The organism is Rhodoplanes sp., assembly GCF_013377085.1.
GTDB lineage: Bacteria > Pseudomonadota > Alphaproteobacteria > Rhizobiales > Xanthobacteraceae > Rhodoplanes.
This window is the reverse complement of the sequence record NZ_JACAAX010000049.1, coordinates 32432-48637: the sequence shown is the minus strand read 5'-3', so window position 1 is coordinate 48637 and position 16206 is coordinate 32432. Positions and strand designations below refer to the sequence as shown.

Annotated in this window: 13 protein-coding genes; 7 read left to right on the top strand and 6 right to left on the bottom strand. The window is 68.3% G+C overall.

From position 1 onward, the window contains the following. The 5 genes from infB to pnp form a co-directional block, all read left to right on the top strand. On the top strand, positions 1–2205 hold a 2205-nt coding region (infB, locus tag HXX10_RS25360; protein WP_296526085.1), incomplete at its 5' end, for a translation initiation factor IF-2. 149 nt (positions 2206–2354) lie between these two features. Continuing rightward, positions 2355–2807, top strand: a complete 453-nt coding sequence (gene rbfA / locus HXX10_RS25355; RefSeq protein ID WP_296526084.1) for a 30S ribosome-binding factor RbfA — start codon at positions 2355–2357, stop codon at positions 2805–2807. Then, entirely contained in the window at positions 2804–3925 is a 1122-nt protein-coding gene (truB, locus tag HXX10_RS25350; protein ID WP_296526083.1) for a tRNA pseudouridine(55) synthase TruB, read from the top strand. The genes rbfA and truB overlap by 4 nt, the downstream gene beginning before the upstream one ends. Before the next feature lie 3 nt (positions 3926–3928). Further along, the gene (rpsO, locus tag HXX10_RS25345; protein ID WP_296526082.1) at positions 3929–4198 is read left to right on the top strand and encodes a 30S ribosomal protein S15; all 270 of its coding nucleotides are present in this window, start codon (positions 3929–3931) and stop codon (positions 4196–4198) included. A gap of 358 nt (positions 4199–4556) precedes the next feature. Beyond that, complete coding sequence (gene pnp / locus HXX10_RS25340; protein ID WP_296526081.1) at positions 4557–6719, top strand: polyribonucleotide nucleotidyltransferase; 2163 nt, start codon at positions 4557–4559, stop codon at positions 6717–6719. A gap of 217 nt (positions 6720–6936) precedes the next feature. Here pnp and HXX10_RS25335 read toward each other — a convergent pair whose 3' ends face one another. Continuing rightward, positions 6937–7872 carry a hydrogen peroxide-inducible genes activator gene (locus tag HXX10_RS25335; protein WP_296526079.1) on the bottom strand — a complete coding sequence of 312 codons (936 nt, stop codon included), beginning with the start codon at positions 7870–7872 and terminating at the stop codon, positions 6937–6939. Between the two features lie 420 nt (positions 7873–8292). On the opposite strand from HXX10_RS25335, the gene katG reads away from it, so the two are divergent. After that, positions 8293–10479, top strand: a complete 2187-nt coding sequence (katG, locus tag HXX10_RS25330) for a catalase/peroxidase HPI (RefSeq protein WP_296526078.1) — start codon at positions 8293–8295, stop codon at positions 10477–10479. A 137-nt stretch (positions 10480–10616) separates the two neighbouring features. On the opposite strand, the gene HXX10_RS25325 is transcribed toward katG, so the two are convergent. From HXX10_RS25325 to fabA, 4 genes are all read right to left on the bottom strand, one after another. Next, positions 10617–11630, bottom strand: coding sequence for a transporter (locus tag HXX10_RS25325; RefSeq protein ID WP_296526077.1), 1014 nt, complete (start codon positions 11628–11630; stop codon positions 10617–10619). 3 nt (positions 11631–11633) lie between these two features. Beyond that, positions 11634–12470 (bottom strand): enoyl-ACP reductase FabI, encoded by an 837-nt coding sequence (fabI, locus tag HXX10_RS25320; protein ID WP_296526087.1) that lies wholly within the window; start codon positions 12468–12470, stop codon positions 11634–11636. Positions 12471–12776: 306 nt separating this feature from the next. Beyond that, positions 12777–13994: a beta-ketoacyl-ACP synthase I gene (gene fabB, locus HXX10_RS25315; RefSeq protein WP_296526076.1), complete on the bottom strand. Its 1218-nt coding sequence runs from the start codon at positions 13992–13994 to the stop codon at positions 12777–12779. Positions 13995–14041: 47 nt separating this feature from the next. Beyond that, on the bottom strand, positions 14042–14569 hold the full coding sequence (fabA, locus tag HXX10_RS25310; protein WP_296526075.1) for a 3-hydroxyacyl-[acyl-carrier-protein] dehydratase FabA: 528 nt from the start codon (positions 14567–14569) through the stop codon (positions 14042–14044). 218 nt (positions 14570–14787) lie between these two features. Between fabA and irr the strand changes: the two genes are divergently transcribed. Then, a complete protein-coding gene (irr, locus tag HXX10_RS25305; RefSeq protein WP_296526073.1) occupies positions 14788–15291 on the top strand; it encodes a Fur family transcriptional regulator Irr in 504 nt (167 codons plus the stop codon). A 183-nt stretch (positions 15292–15474) separates the two neighbouring features. On the opposite strand, the gene HXX10_RS25300 is transcribed toward irr, so the two are convergent. Further along, the gene (locus HXX10_RS25300; RefSeq protein WP_296526072.1) at positions 15475–16053 is read right to left on the bottom strand and encodes an SH3 domain-containing protein; all 579 of its coding nucleotides are present in this window, start codon (positions 16051–16053) and stop codon (positions 15475–15477) included. Positions 16054–16206 lie beyond the last annotated feature (153 nt).

The window sequence follows — 16206 nt, the reverse complement described above, 5'->3', positions numbered from 1 at the left end:
GAGGACGACCGCCGCCGCCTCGAGGACGAGGCCAAGCGCAAGGCCGAGCACGAGGCCAAGAAGCGATTCGGCGAAGACGAGAGCTCCAAGGCGACCGCAGCCGCGCCGACGTCGACATCGCCATCGACATCGGCGCCGAGCAGACCGGCCCGCCCGGCCGGCGGCGCTCCGGCGTCGACGACGCCCTCGGTCAACACCCGCACGGCCGTGCAGGAGCCCGACGAGGAGGAGCGTCGCCCGGTTCGCCGCGGCAGCGGCGCCGGTCCGGCCCGTCCGGTGCCGGCTCCCAAGCCGACCAAGACCACGACCGTGAAGACCCGCGGCCGCCTGACCGTGGTGACGGCACTCGACGCCGGTGAAGAGCGCGAGCGCTCGGTGGCGTCGTTCCGCCGGCGCGTCCAGCGCCTCAAGGGACATGCCGCAAACGAGCCCAAGGAGAAGCTCGTGCGCGAGGTCACGATTCCGGAGGTGATCACCATCCAGGAGCTCGCCAATCGCATGGCCGAGCGCGCCGTGGACGTGATCAAGCTCATGATGAAACAAGGCCAGATGGCGAAGATCACCGATACGATCGACGCCGACACGGCCCAGCTCATCGCCGAGGAGCTCGGCCACACGGTCAAGCGCGTCTCCGAGGCCGATGTCGAGGAAGGCCTGTTCGACGTCGCCGACGCGCCCGAGGATCTGGTGTCGCGGCCGCCGGTCGTCACCATCATGGGCCATGTCGACCACGGCAAGACGTCGCTGCTCGACGCCATCCGCAAGACCAACGTGGTCGGCGGCGAGGCCGGCGGCATCACCCAGCATATCGGTGCCTACCAGGTGACCGCGCCGTCCGGCGCCAAGATCACCTTCATCGACACGCCCGGCCACGCCGCCTTCACGGCGATGCGCGCCCGCGGCGCCAAGGTGACCGACGTGGTGGTGCTGGTGGTCGCGGCGGACGACGGCGTCATGCCGCAGACGGTCGAGGCGATCCTGCACGCCAAGGCCGCCAAGGTGCCGATGATCGTCGCCATCAACAAGATCGACAAGCCCGACGCCAAGCCGGAGCGGGTCCGCACCGAGCTGTTGCAGCACGAGGTGCAGGTCGAGACGTTCGGCGGCGACACCCTCGAGGTCGAGGTCTCGGCCAAGCAGAAGACCAATCTCGACAAGCTGCTCGACATCATCGGGCTGCAGTCGGAAATCCTCGAGCTGAAGGCCAACCCCAACCGGCCGGCCGAAGGCACCGTGATCGAGGCCAAGCTCGATCGCGGCCGCGGTCCGGTGGCCACCGTGCTGATCCAGCGCGGCACCCTCAAGGTCGGCGACATCGTCGTCGCCGGCGCCGAATGGGGCCGCGTGCGCGCGCTCATGTCCGACAAGGGTACGCCGATCGACACCGCCGGCCCGTCCGTTCCAGTCGAGGTGCTCGGCTTCAACGGCACCCCGGAGGCGGGCGACCGTCTCGCGGTGGTGGAAAGCGAAAGCCGCGCCCGCGAGGTCACGGACTACCGCTCGCACCAGAAGCGCGAGAAGCAGGCGGCCCGGGCGACCGGCATGCGCGGCTCGCTCGAGCAGATGATGAGCCAGCTCAAGACCAGCGGGCGCAAGGAATTCCCGCTGCTGATCAAGGGCGACGTGCAGGGCTCGGTCGAGGCGATCGTCGGCGCGCTGGAGAAGCTCGGCACCGACGAGGTCGCGGCCCGCATCATCCTGTCGGGCGTCGGCGGCATCACCGAATCCGACGTGACGCTGGCGGAAGCCTCCGGCACGGCGATCATCGGGTTCAATGTCCGCGCCCACAAGGAGGCCCGCGAGGCCGCCGAGCGGCTCGGCATCGAGATCCGCTACTACAACATCATCTACGACCTCGTGGACGACGTGAAGAAGGCCATGTCGGGCCTGCTGCCGCCGACCACGCGCGAGACGATGCTGGGCAACGCCCTGATCCTGCAGGTCTTCAACATCACCAAGGTCGGCAAGGTGGCAGGCTGCCGGGTCACCGACGGGGTCGTCCAGCGCGGCGCCAATGTCCGCCTGATCCGCGACAACGTGGTGATCCACGAGGGCAAGCTCGGACAGCTCAAGCACCTCAAGGACGACGTCCGTGAGGTCACGACCGGCCACGAATGCGGCATGTCGTTCGAGAACTACCAGGACATCCGGGCCGGCGACATCATCGAGTGCTACCGGCTCGAGACCATACAGCGCAGCCTGTAAGACAGCGGCGCCTGATCAGCCAGGCGCCTTGATCCGTCGTGCCCCGCTTCGGCGGGGCACCGGGCGTCCGGGATCGACGGCACATTTCCGAGGCTTTCGGATTTCCCCTCGCCCGCCCACGCGGGCGCCGCAGACGAACAGAGGTCGACATGTCGCGCGGACATCACCGCGACCCCGCCGCCGGGCCCTCGCAGCGCGCGCTGCGCGCCGGCGAGCTGGTCCGTCACGCCATCGCCGACGTGCTGGCACGCGGCGAGGTCCACGATCCCGTCATCGAGACGCATCTGATCACGGTGCCCGAGGTGCGCATGAGCCCGGATCTGCGGCTCGCCACCATCTACGTCATCCCGCTCGGCGGCCAGAACCAGAAAGAGGTGCTGGCGGCGTTGGAGCGCAACAAGCGCTTCCTGCGCGGCGAGGTCGCCAAGCGGGTGAACCTCAAATTCGCACCCGACATCCGCTTCCACATCGACGACCGCTTCGCCGAGGCCGCCCGCATCGACGGGCTCCTGCGCTCGCCCGCCGTCAAGCGCGACCTCGAGGCCAGTGACGTGGACGCGACGGGAAGTGACTTGGACGCGAAGAGAGAAGAACACGAATGACGTCCATCATCGCCGAAGACGACGTCCCGGCCGCGACGGCCGCAGGCACCCCGAGCGAATCCGAAGCCGGCGCTCCGGCGGCCGAAGCCACGGTCGAAGGACAGCCCGAGACCGCGCCGTCCGGGCACGAGCGCGGACCGCGCCGCAACCGGGGCGAGCAGAAGAAACGCGACAAGCGCGACGTGCACGGCTGGCTGGTGCTCGACAAGCCGGTCGGCATGACCTCGACCCATGCGGTGTCGATCGCCAAGCGGCTGTTCTCGGCCAAGCGCGCCGGCCACGCCGGCACGCTCGACCCGCTCGCCTCCGGCTGCCTGCCGATCGCGATGGGCGAGGCGACCAAGACCGTCATGTTCGTGATGGACGGCAAGAAGCGCTACGAGTTCACGGTGCGCTGGGGCGAGGAGCGGGATACCGACGACGCCGAGGGCCGCGTGGTCGCCGAGAGCGAACAGCGCCCGACCGCAGAGGCGATCCAGGCCCTGCTGCCGCAGTTCACCGGCACCATCGAGCAGGTGCCGCCGAAATATTCGGCCATCAAGATCGAGGGCGAGCGCGCCTACGACATTGCCCGCGACGGCGAGACCGTCGACCTCAAGGCCCGGCCCGTGGAGATCCACCGGCTCGACCTGATCGCCACCCCGGATGCCGACCATGCCGTGTTCGCCGCCGAATGCGGCAAGGGAACCTATGTCCGGGCCATCGCCCGCGACATGGGCCGCCTGCTCGGCTGCCGGGGCCATGTCGCTGCGCTGCGCCGCACCGCGGTCGGCCCGTTCGCCCGCGAGGACATGATTCCTCTGGCGGATTTGCAGGCGTTGTGCGATAGAGCGGCCGTTGGCGAGGTCAGCCTCGCCGATGCACTTCTGCCTGTCTCGACCGCGCTGGACGACATCCCGGCGCTGGCCGTCAGTCGGGCGGACGCGGCAAGGCTCCAACGGGGCCAGGCCGTATTGGTGCGCGGGCGGGACGCCCCCATCGTCCGCGGTACGGTCTGTGTCACGGTCGCCGGCCAATTGCTGGCCCTCGCCGACATGGACCGTGGCGAGATCGTCCCCAAGCGCGTGTTCAACCTCGCCGGCCTGCATGGCAGGGCCGGCCGACAGCAAGGTGTTTGACCGATGTCGATCACGACGGGCCGCAAGGCCGAACTGATCACAACGTTTGGAGCGAAGGCCGGCGACACAGGGTCGCCGGAAGTGCAGATCGCGATCCTCACCGAGCGCATCACGAACCTGACCGAGCACTTCAAGAGCCACGTGAAGGACAACCATTCGCGACGCGGCCTGCTCAAGCTGGTGTCGCAGCGGCGCCAGCTTCTCGACTACCTCAAGCGGACGGAAGAGAGCCGGTATCGCACCATCATCGAGAAGCTCGGCATCCGCCGCTGAGCGATCGGCGCGGGTCCGTTCCCGCGTCGCGTGAGCGCGAGGCGCACGACGCCTCGCGGCAGATGGCGGTCCCGTCGACGACAGGACCGTGGACGACAGGCGACCGAAAGGTCCGGAGCGCAGCGAATTCGGTCGGAGTGGCGCTCCGGCGGCGGACCGAGGGTCCTTGCCGCGCCCGTGTGCGGCGGCACCCCCCGCCGACCGAGTCGGGCCCGGGAGGCCCGGCTAACGCTGGAGATCGCCATGGCAGGATCGCCGGACGCTGTCGCGTGAATCGCGTGTGAACGCGCGCGGCAGCCTCTCGCCGTCTTGCTCATGGCTGTCCGAGGCAACCCCGCAACCATGAAAGAAACCGAACATGTTCGACAAGCATACCGTGGAGATCGACTGGGCCGGCCGTAAGCTCGTGCTGGAGACCGGCCGCATCGCCCGTCAGGCCGACGGCGCCGTGCTCGCCACCTATGGCGAGACCACCGTGCTCGCCACCGTGGTGGCCGAGAAGACGCCGCGCCCCGGCATCGACTTCATGCCGCTGACCTGCAACTATCAGGAGAAGACCTACGCGGCCGGCCGCATCCCCGGCGGCTTCTTCAAGCGCGAGGGCCGGCCGAGCGAGAAGGAGACGCTGACCTCCCGCCTGATCGACCGCCCGATCCGCCCGCTGTTCGCCGACGGCTGGCGCAACGACACCCAGGTGATCGTGACGACCCTGTCGCACGACCTGGAGAACGATCCCGACATCGTCGCCATGGTGGCGGCCTCGGCCGCGCTGACCATCTCGGGCATTCCCTTCATGGGCCCGATCGGCGCCGCCCGCGTCAGCTTCATCAACGGCGAGTTCGTGCTCAACCCGCAGCTCGACGAGATGACGGAGAGCCAGCTCGACCTCGTCGTCGCCGGCACCCAGGACGCCGTCCTGATGGTCGAGTCCGAGGCCAAGGAGCTCCCCGAGGAGGTGATGCTCGGCGCCGTGATGTTCGGTCACCGCCACTTCCAGCCGGTCATCCAGGCGATCATCCAGCTCGCCGAGAAGGCCGCCAAGGAGCCGCGCGACCTCGTCACGCAGGACAATGCCGAGATCGAGAAGGAGATGCTGGGCATCGTCGAGCAGGATCTCCGCGCCGCCTACGCGATCCCGCTGAAGCAGGAGCGCTACAAGGCGGTCGACGCCGCCAAGGCCAAGATGAAGGCGCACTTCTTCCCCGAGGGCGGCACGCCGCGCTTCGACGAGCTGCGCGTCAAGGGCGTGTTCAAGGAGCTCGAGGCCAAGATCGTCCGCTGGAACATCCTCGACACCGGCCGCCGCATCGACGGCCGCGACGTGAAGACGGTGCGTCCGATCGTCGCCGAGGTCGGGGTGCTGCCGCGCGCGCACGGCTCGGCGCTGTTCACCCGCGGCGAGACCCAGGCCCTGGTGGTGGCGACGCTCGGCACCGGCGAGGACGAGCAGTTCATCGACGCGCTGGAGGGGACCTACAAGGAATCCTTCCTGCTGCACTACAACTTCCCGCCCTTCTCGGTCGGCGAGACGGGCCGCATCGGCTCGCCGGGCCGCCGCGAGATCGGCCACGGCAAGCTCGCCTGGCGCGCCATCCGGCCGATGCTGCCGCTCAAGCACGACTTCCCCTACACGATCCGCGTCGTCTCGGAGATCACCGAGTCGAACGGCTCGTCGTCGATGGCGACCGTGTGCGGCACCTCGCTCGCCCTGATGGACGCCGGCGTGCCGCTGCGCGCGCCGACGGCCGGCATCGCCATGGGCCTGATCCTCGAGGGCGAGCGCTTCGCGGTGCTCACCGACATCCTCGGCGACGAGGATCATCTCGGCGACATGGACTTCAAGGTGGCCGGCACCGAGAAGGGCGTCACCTCGCTGCAGATGGACATCAAGATCGCCGGCATCACCGAGGAGATCATGCAGGTCGCCCTCAGCCAGGCGAAGGACGGCCGGCTGCACATCCTCGGCGAGATGTCGAAGGCGCTGACCTCGGCCCGCGCCCAGCTCGGCGAGCACGCGCCGCGCATCGAGATGTTCTCGATTCCCGTCGACAAGATCCGCGAGGTGATCGGCACGGGCGGCAAGGTGATCCGCGAGATCGTCGAGAAGACCGGCGCCAAGATCGACATCCAGGACGACGGCACCGTCAAGGTCGCCTCGGCCAGCGCCGAGTCGATCCGCGCCGCCATCAACTGGATCAAGTCGATCGCCTCGGAGCCCGAGGTCGGCCAGATCTACGAGGGCACGGTCGTCAAGGTGATGGACTTCGGCGCCTTCGTGAACTTCTTCGGCTCGAAGGACGGCCTGGTGCACATCAGCCAGCTCGCCTCCCGCCGCGTCCAGAAGGTCAACGAGGTCGTCAAGGAAGGCGACAAGGTGAAGGTGAAGCTGCTCGGCTTCGACGAGCGCGGCAAGGTCCGCCTGTCGATGCGGGTGGTCGACCAGGAGACCGGCGAGGACCTCGAGGCCAAGCAGAAGGCCGAGGGCGGCGACCACCGCGAAGGCCGCGAGGCCGGCGAGTAAGCCGACGCCTCTCGAAGGTTTCACGTGTTGCGACAGGGCGGCCTCCGGGCCGCCCTGTTTTTTTGTTGCGCGTGATCCCGGTCTTCACAAACTCCAATTCGTCATTCGCGGGCTCGACCCGCGAATCCATCGCTTGGGAAGAGTTTCTTTCGAAGGTCGATGGATGGCCGGGACAAGCCCGGCCATGACGGCGGACAGGTCGAGCGGCACGAAATGATCAGGCCGGCATTGGCGTCAACGTCGACGTCGCCTCGTCGAGGCTCAGCGCCTCGGTGACGCGCCGGGCCAGCGCGAAAAAATCCGGCTTTCTAGGCGAGGTGCGGCGGAAGGCGAGCGCGATGGTGCGGCCGGGCTCCGGCGCCACGAAGCGCAACAGCTTTATGCGCGGGTTCTGCGCCTCGACGCGGGCGGCGACCTGCGGCAGCAGGGTGGCGCCGTAGCCCGAGCAGACGAGCTGCACCACGGTGGCGAGGCTGGTGGCGCCGAGCCCGATCGCGTCGCTCCGCCCGCCGGCGCGCGCCCCCGAGCACACCGCCAGCGCCTGGTCGCGCAGGCAGTGTCCCTCCTCCAGGAGGATCAGCCGCTCCCGCTCGATCGAACGCACCGTGATGGGCTTGGCCGCCGGCCTCGGGTCGTCGGCCGGCACGGCGAGCACGAACGGATCCTCGAACAGCGGCACGGTCTCGATCTCGTTTTCCTCGACCGGCAGGGCCAGCATCACCACGTCGATCAGGCCGCGGGCGAGCTCGTCGAGCAGATGCCGGGTCTGGCTTTCGCGCAACTCCACCATCAGGTCCGGGTGATGGCGCTGCAGCGCGGGGAGCACCTTGGGCAGCACATAGGGGGCGAGCGTCGGGATGACGCCGAGCCGCAGCCGACCCGACAGCGGCGCGGCGTGGTGGCGGGCGATGTCGACGAGGTCGCGGCTTCCCGCCAGCAGCTCCTCGGCCCGGCGGGCGACCTCGGCGCCGATCGGGGTGAGCACCACCTCACCGGGGCGGCGCTCGACCAGATCGACCCCCAGCCGCGCCTCGAGGTCGCGGATCTGCATGGAAAGGGCAGGCTGGCTGACCGCGCACTCGCCCGCGGCCTTACCGAAATGCTTCCGGCGGGCGAGCGCCGCGAAATACTTGAGCTGTCTCAGCGTGATCATGTCGATAAGATAACCTGATCGATATCGGCAGACAATACGATTAGACCTGATCGAAAGACGGGTCCATGGTGCCACGACACCGAGCGCCCCCCGCGCCCCGTGGAACACCGAAAAAAAGCCCGGAGGAGCTCGCATGGCGGAGCGTCCCGTCCTCACCACCACGGCCGGCAATCCGACCGTCTCCCACGCCGAGGGCCGGGGCACCTGTGGCGAACCCGTCATCGGCGCCGACATATCCTGATGCATCGACGCCGAGTCGTGGTCGGCGAGATGGTGCGGCTGACGAAGAGCGCGACATCCACGGCGCCGCGCTGAAGCTCGCGCACCGCGAAGGGCAACCGGGGCGTCGTCGGCGACACCTCGAATTCGTCACGGACGGAACAACGCGAACAAATTCACCGAACACGATCGGAGAGACCCATGACCGCAAAGACTGACGAGAGCGCCGGCAAGTGCCCGGTCGTGCATGCGACCGCGCCCAGGGCCAACCGCGACTGGTGGCCGAACCAACTGAACATCTCGGTTCTGCACCAGCACTCCCCGCTGTCCAATCCGATGGGCGAGGCGTTCGACTACGCGGAGGCGTTCAAGACGCTCGACATCGAGGCGCTGAAGAAGGACCTCACCGCGCTGATGACGGATTCGCAGGAGTGGTGGCCGGCCGACTTCGGCCACTACGGGCCGCTGTTCATCCGCATGGCGTGGCACAGCGCAGGCACCTACCGCACCGGCGACGGCCGCGGCGGCGCCGGCGGCGGACAGCAGCGTTTTGCGCCGCTCAACAGTTGGCCGGACAACGTCAACCTCGACAAGGCGCGCCGCTTGCTGTGGCCGATCAAGCAGAAATACGGCCAGAAGATTTCCTGGGCCGACCTGATGATTCTCACCGGCAACGTCGCCCTCGAATCGATGGGGTTCAAGACCTTCGGCTTCGGTGGCGGCCGCGCCGACACCTGGGAGCCCGAACAGGACATTTACTGGGGGCCCGAAGGCAAGTGGCTGGCCGACGAGCGCTACTCGGGCGACCGTGATCTCGACAATCCTCTCGCCGCCGTTCAGATGGGCCTGATCTACGTCAATCCGGAAGGCCCGAACGGCAATCCTGACCCGCTCGCGGCGGCCAAGGATATTCGCGAGACGTTCGCCCGCATGGCGATGAACGACGAGGAAACCGTGGCGCTGATCGCCGGCGGCCATACCTTCGGCAAGACCCACGGCGCCGGCGATGTGACTCTGGTGGGCCCGGAGCCGGAAGCCGCCGGCCTCGAGCTGCAGGGCCTCGGCTGGCAGAACGCCTATGGCAGCGGCAAAGGCGACGACACCATCGGCTCGGGCCTGGAAGTCATCTGGACCACGACGCCGACCAAGTGGAGCAACAACTTCTTCTGGAATCTGTTCGGCTACGACTGGGAGCTGACCAAGAGCCCGGCCGGCGCGCATCAATGGACGCCGAAGCATGGCGCCGGCGCCAATTCGGTGCCGGATGCGCACGACCCGACCAAGCGTCACGCCCCGTCGATGCTGACCACCGACCTCGCCTTGAAGGTCGACCCGGCCTACGAGAAGATCTCGCGCCGCTTCCACGAAAACCCGGATCAGTTCGCCGACGCCTTCGCCCGCGCCTGGTTCAAGCTCACGCATCGCGACATGGGACCGATCGTGCGCTATCTCGGCCCGCTGGTCCCGAAGGAGGTTCTGCCGTGGCAGGATCCGATCCCGGCGGTCGATCACGAGCTGATCGGGGAGCAGGACATTGTCGCGCTGAAGGCCAAGATCCTCGCGTCGGGCCTGTCGGTGTCGCAGCTCGTCTCGACGGCCTGGGCCTCGGCGTCGACGTTCCGCGGCTCCGACAAACGCGGCGGCGCCAACGGCGCGCGCATCCGCCTCGCGCCCCAGAAGGACTGGGACGTCAACCAGCCGGCCCAACTGGCGAAGGTGCTTGAAAAGCTCGAAGCGATCCAGAAGGAGTTCAACACGGCGCAGACCGGCGGCAAGAAGGTCTCGCTCGCCGACCTGATCGTTCTCGGCGGCGCTGCGGCGATCGAGAAGGCCGCGAAGGATGCCGGGCACGACGTGAAGGTGCCGTTCACGCCCGGCCGGATGGACGCGTCGCAGGAGCACACCGACGTTCCGTCCTTCGCGCCGTTGGAGCCGACCGCCGACGGTTTCCGCAACTATCTCGGTGGCAAGCCGCGCGTGTCCCCGGAGGAGCAGTTGGTCGACCGGGCGGAATTGCTGACGCTGACGGCGCCCGAGATGACGGTGCTGATCGGCGGCCTACGCGTGCTGAACGTCGGACAGCCGGCGCACGGCGTGTTTACCACGAAGCCCGAGACGCTGACCAACGACTTCTTCGTCAACCTGCTCGACATGAGCACGCGATGGCAGCCGTCGGCCGGCACCGAAGGCGTGTTCGAAGGGCGCGACCGCAAGACCGACGAGGTGAAGTGGACCGGCACCCGGGTCGACCTGATCTTCGGCTCGCACTCCCAGCTCCGCGCGCTGGCGGAAGTCTATGCGCAGGCGGATTCCAAGGAGAAGTTCGTGAGGGACTTCGTGGCGGCCTGGACCAAGGTGACGAACGCCGATCGCTTCGACCTCGCCTGATCCCCGACCCCCCGGTCCCGAACCCCCGCGGGACGAACGAAGCGGCCGGAGCGCAAGCTCCGGCCGTTTTGGTTTTCGAACTCTATGTGTTTGTCTGGTGGATCCGGAACGGCGCGCTGCGCGCGCCCGCTCCGCACCTACCCGCGCGTCAGGCCGCGCCAGCGCAGAACCAGATAGGTCGCGACCGAGGAGACGACCGAGGCGACGACGCCCGACCAGAATCCGAGATCGTGGTCGGAGAAGGCCATGCCCTTCAGGTTCATCCCGAAGAAGCCCGCCATCAGCGTCGGCGGCAGGAACAAGATGGTGACGATCGACAGGGCGCGGAGATTGCGGTTGGTCTCCTCGACGAGCTGGCTCGAGATCTCGTCCTGCAGCAGGCGGGCGCGGTCGCGCAGCGCGTCGATCTCGTGGTCGAGCCCATCGAGCCGCTGCGACAGCCGCCCGGCCTCGAGCCGCAGCGGCGGGCTCAGCGCCTCCGGATCCTGCGCCTCGAGCCGATGGAACAGGGCGCGCAGGCCGGACAGTTGCCGGTGCAGCCGCACCGTGGTCCGCCGGAAGGCGCCGAGCCGCTGGCGGTCGCCGGCCGTCTCACGATCGAGAATGCGCTCCTCGATGCGGTCCATCTGCACGGCGAGATCGTCGGCGAGACGATCGATCGCGTCGGCGATGTGGTCGACGATGAGGTCGAGGAGCGACGCCACCGACTCGAGCCGGCGGCCGCCGCGCAGCGCCTGCCGGGTCGCCTCGACGGCGTTGAGGGCGCGCCGCCTTGCGCTGACCAGGCAACGCTCCGTCATGGCGAAATGCAGCAGCCGGATCTCTTCGGTGATGCCCTCGAAGTCGCGGCCGAGATCGGCGATGACGCCGTACACGCAGGCGCTGTCGGCCTGGAGCTGCTGGTGCGTGTCGGGCCCGACCAGCGCCTCGATCGCCTCCTCGGGCAGATCCGGGAACGCCTTCAGGAAGGCGCAGCCGCGCGCGTCGGCGAGGTTGAAGTGGAGCCACAGCCAGCCGTCGTGACGCGGCTCGATCGGGCGATCGACCGCGAGCTCCTCGGCGCCGCCGTCGTCGTGAATGCGGAACGCCCAGACCAGCCCGGGCAGCGGGTCCGACCCGACTGTCGGGCCCGGGCTCGGCAAATGCGTCATCCTCTACTGCGCGGCGTCCTTGGCGGCCCGCTCCTCGGCGGCGGACTCGGCGTCGTCGACGGTCTTGAGGGCTTCCGGGTGCGGCATCGAGATGATGTTGTAGCCGGAGTCGACGAAATGGATGTCGCCGGTGACGCCGGTGGAGAGGTCCGACAGCAGATAGAGCGCGGCGCCGCCGACCTCCTCGATGCTGACAGTCCGCCGCAGCGGCGCGTGGCGCTGCTGATAGTTGAACATCAGCCGCGCATCGGCGATGCCGGCGCCGGCCAGCGTGCGCACCGGCCCCGCCGAGATGGCGTTGACGCGCACGCCCTGCGGCCCGAAATCGGTCGCCAGATAGCGCACCGACGCCTCCAGCGCCGCCTTGGCGACGCCCATCACGTTGTAGTTCGGCATCACGCGGGTGGAGCCGCCATAGGTCAGCGTGACCATGCTGCCGCCGTGGTTCATCAGCGCCGCGGCGCGCTTCGCCACCTCGGTGAAGGAGAAGCAGGAGATCAGCATGGTGCGCATGAAGTTGTCGCGCGTCGTGTCGGCGTAGCGGCCCTTCAGCTCGTTCTTGTCGGAGAAGGCGATGGCGTGCACCAGGAAGTCGATGCCGCCCCAGGTCTCGCCGAGCCGCGCGAACACGCCGTCGACCGAGGCGAGGTCCTCGACGTCGCACGGCAGCACGAGGTCGGAGCCGACCGATTCGGCGAGCGGCTTGACGCGCTTGCCGAGCGCCTCGCCCTGATACGTGAAGGCGAGCTGGGCGCCGTGCGTGGCGAGCGCCTTGGCGATGCCCCAGGCGATCGAGTGGTTGTTGGCGACCCCCATCACCAGGCCGCGCCGGCCCAGCATCAGGCCGCTCTTGGTGCCGCCCTGCTCGGCCGTCATGACGAACGGCCTGCGTGGCGGAAACCGAACCACGGCGTGTTCCGCCGTCTTGCTGTCCTTCGCCATGTCTGCCCCGCCTTCCCTGGCGCCGCCAGCCGCGGCGACCCGCCCGGACTCGCCCGCCGTGACGATATGTCCCGTCGGGCCGTCTGGTTCTCTATGTCGGGCGTGCAACAGCCGCGTGACGGCAACGGCACGGACGAACGGCCCTGTGGACGAGTCTCTGCCAGCACGACATGACCTTTCGAACGGAGGGCCGCGAAGGCCGGCTCAGGCATCCACGTGCTTGAAGACGATCGAGGCATTGGTGCCGCCGAAGCCGAACGAGTTGGACAGCACGCAACCGAGCGTGAGGCCGTCCTTGCGCTCGCGCACGATCGGCATGTCGGCGAAGGCGGGATCGAGTGTCTGGATGTTGGCGCTCTCGCAGATGAAGCCGTTGTTCATCATCAGCAGCGAGTAGATCGCCTCCTGCACGCCGGCCGCGCCGAGCGAATGGCCGGTCAGCGACTTGGTGGCGGAGATCGGCGGCACCTTGTCGCCGAACACCTCGCGGATCGCCTCGATCTCCTTGATGTCGCCGACGGGAGTCGAGGTGGCGTGCGGGTTGATGTAGTCGAGCGGCGCCTTGACGTCGGCGAGCGCCATGCGCATGCAGCGCGCCGCGCCCTCGCCCGAGGGGGCGACCATGTCGTAGCCGTCCGAGGTGGCGCCGTAGCCGGCGACCTCGGCATAGACGCGGGCGCCGCGGGCGCGCGCATGCTCGAGCTCCTCCAGCACCAGCACGCCGGCGCCGCCGGCGATGACGAAGCCGTCGCGGTCGGCGTCGTAGGCGCGCGACGCCGTGGTCGGCGCGTCGTTGTACTTGGACGACATCGCCCCCATGGCGTCGAACAGCACCGAGAGGGTCCAGTCGAGCTCCTCGCAGCCGCCGGCGAAGATCACATCCTGCTTGCCGTACTGGATGGTCTCGTAGGCGTTGCCGATGCAATGGTTCGAGGTCGCGCAGGCCGACGAGATCGAATAGTTGACGCCCTTGATCTTGAACCAGGTGGCGAGCGTCGCCGACGCGGTCGAGGACATCGCCTTCGGCACCGCGAACGGCCCGACCCGCTTCGGGCCCTTGCTGCGGGTGATGTCGGCGGCTTCGACGATGGTACGGGCCGACGGGCCGCCGGACCCCATGATGATGCCGGTGCGGATGTTGGAGACCTCGGTCTCCTCGAGCCCGGCGTCGCGGATCGCCTGCTCCATGGCGACGTGGTTCCACGCCGCGCCGCACCCCAAGAAGCGCATGGCCCGCCGGTCGACCACGTCCTCGGGGACGAGGGTCGGCGCTCCGTGCACCTGGCAGCGGAAGCCGAGCTCGGCGTATTTGTCGGCGCGCGAGATGCCGGACTTGGCTTCGCGCAGGCTCGCCAACACCTCCTGGGTGTTGTTTCCGATGGACGAAACGATGCCCATCCCGGTGACGACGACGCGTCTCATGATTCCGATTCCTGAATGTCCGGCGGGCGCCTCGCCCGCGCTACCGGCTACGCCGGGCCCGGCTGCGGCGCCTGATCCCGGAACAAGCCCACCTTGAGATCCATTGCGCGGTAAATGACCGAACCGTCAGCGGACAGCCAGCCATCGGCAACCCCCAGCACCAGCCGGGACCGCACGACGCGCTTGACGTCGATGCCGTAGACGACCTTACGGACGGTCGGGAGAACCTGACCGGAGAATTTCAGCTCGCCGAGCCCGAGGGCGCGGCCCTTCCCTTCGGCCCCGAGCCAGCCGAGGAAGAAGCCGAGAAGCTGCCACAGCGCATCGAGGCCGAGGCAGCCGGGCATCACGGGATCGCCCTTGAAATGGCAGGGAAAGAACCACAGATCCGGCTTGACCTCGAGCTCGGCCCGCACGAGCCCCTTGCCGTGATCGCCGCCCTGCTCGCCGATCTCGCCGATGCGGTCGAACATCAGCATCGGGGGCAGTGGAAGCTGCGGTCCCTCCGAAAACATCTCGCCTCGGCCACAAGCCAGGAGATCTTCGTACTCGAAGCTCGACCGACGATTGTGCATTCCGTGAGACCCCCGAAAATCCCGGTCCTTGGGCCGGGTCGCCTTTCCCTAACACACGACAACGACCGGTCAAACCGCCCGTCGAGCCAGGTTCATCGGAATTGTCGGCGCGCCTCCCGGGGCGCGTAAATGCGATGCAGTTGCAAGAAGCAGGGCCTGCCGATATGATGGCCTCACACAAACAGGTTCAGCCGCCGCGGCACGCGAGTTCGGTCAACATGCAGAGAAATTCTCCGGCTTTCAATGCCGGTCCGGGGTCGAAGGCGGGGGAAGCAGGAGCATTCTTCGCCCAGCGCACCGAGCTCAACGGTTGCCCGTGGCACGACGTGAAGAGCATGCTGCGCGGCGTCGGCCTGCGTCCGACCCTGCAGCGCATGGCGCTCGGCTGGATCCTGTTCGGCAAGGGCGACCGCCACCTGACGGCCGAAATGCTCTACGAGGAGGCGTCCCGCGCCCGCGTGCCGGTGTCGCTCGCCACCGTCTACAACACGCTCCACCAGTTCACCGATGTCGGCCTGCTGCGCCAGGTCGCGGTCGACGGCTCGAAGACCTATTTCGACACCAACGTCTCCGAGCACCACCACTTCTTCCTCGAGGACAAGAACGCCCTGGTCGACATCCCGACCGTCGAGACGGCGATCGGCACCCTGCCGGCGCTGCCCGAGGGCTACGAGGTCGGCCGGGTCGACGTGGTGGTCCGCCTCAAGCAGAAGAGCAAGTAGGCCGGAGACGCTGCACCTGCCGCAGCCGTCGTCATTCCGGGGCGCGAACCAAAGGTTCGCGAGCACGGAATCCATACGCCCGGTGCCGATGGCGATCGAGAGACAGGGGATATGGGTTCCGGGCTCGGCCTGCGGCCGCCCCGGAACGACCGGAAACATCCTGCGCCGCGCGGCGCCCCTCCCTCAATCGATCTTCTCGTTGGGGTAGACGCCCCACAGGCGCTCCTGGGCGATCCAGCCGTCGAACTTGTCGCCGACGAAACGGCACCAGCGGCCGTCGCAACGCTTGACCGTGCCGACCACACCGGGCTCGAGCTGTGCCTTGACGGCACTCGCCGGGTCGGCGTCCTGGCGCACCACAACCAGGTCGTCGGCGCCCTTGGCGCGCGCCACGAAGGCGGTGCGCTTGCCCGACAGGAGCGAATGGTAGACCCAACCCTCGGCGCCTTCCCAGTCGCGGATGCGGCGCCAGTTCTCGTACTCGGCCGTGATCTCCACGGGCAGACCGGCGCGCGTATAGACCCAGGTCACCTCGTGGTCCTTGGTCGGACCACCCCGAACATTGACCCGATCCGGCTTGAGGCTGACGAAACGCGGCACCGGCAGGCCGCTCTGCGCGCCGGTGGGCAGATCGCCGGCCCGGGCGGGCCCGCGGTCGGCCGCGGCGAGGGCGAGAATCGCGGCCCCGAGCAGCACGGCGCGGACGCCGGCGCGGCACGCGCGCGAGGCGTCGACAGCATGCGGGCTTGCCTTTCGGCGCATGCCGAAAGCAGCCCGAACAGGGGATGGTCGCAGCCGGTTCTGGCGCATTGTGTTATCCCGGCCATCTGATAGAGAAGAACCGGTGTGGTCCGTCTCCAAGAGCCTCTGAGCGCGGGAATCCAATGTCCGCGATGAGGGTTAAGGAGGACTGAA

Bases quoted from the DNA above. Each gene is read 5' to 3' on its own strand.
- rbfA (WP_296526084.1), top strand. From the start codon at position 2,355: ATGTCGCGCGGACATCACCGCGACCCCGCCGCCGGGCCCTCGCAGCGC.
- truB (WP_296526083.1), top strand. From the start codon at position 2,804: ATGACGTCCATCATCGCCGAAGACGACGTCCCGGCCGCGACGGCCGCA.
- rpsO (WP_296526082.1), top strand. From the start codon at position 3,929: ATGTCGATCACGACGGGCCGCAAGGCCGAACTGATCACAACGTTTGGA.
- pnp (WP_296526081.1), top strand. From the start codon at position 4,557: ATGTTCGACAAGCATACCGTGGAGATCGACTGGGCCGGCCGTAAGCTC.
- HXX10_RS25335 (WP_296526079.1), bottom strand. From the start codon at position 7,872: ATGATCACGCTGAGACAGCTCAAGTATTTCGCGGCGCTCGCCCGCCGG.
- katG (WP_296526078.1), top strand. From the start codon at position 8,293: ATGACCGCAAAGACTGACGAGAGCGCCGGCAAGTGCCCGGTCGTGCAT.
- HXX10_RS25325 (WP_296526077.1), bottom strand. From the start codon at position 11,630: ATGACGCATTTGCCGAGCCCGGGCCCGACAGTCGGGTCGGACCCGCTG.
- fabI (WP_296526087.1), bottom strand. From the start codon at position 12,470: ATGCTGGGCCGGCGCGGCCTGGTGATGGGGGTCGCCAACAACCACTCG.
- fabB (WP_296526076.1), bottom strand. From the start codon at position 13,994: ATGAGACGCGTCGTCGTCACCGGGATGGGCATCGTTTCGTCCATCGGA.
- fabA (WP_296526075.1), bottom strand. From the start codon at position 14,569: ATGCACAATCGTCGGTCGAGCTTCGAGTACGAAGATCTCCTGGCTTGT.
- irr (WP_296526073.1), top strand. From the start codon at position 14,788: ATGCAGAGAAATTCTCCGGCTTTCAATGCCGGTCCGGGGTCGAAGGCG.
- HXX10_RS25300 (WP_296526072.1), bottom strand. From the start codon at position 16,053: ATGCGCCGAAAGGCAAGCCCGCATGCTGTCGACGCCTCGCGCGCGTGC.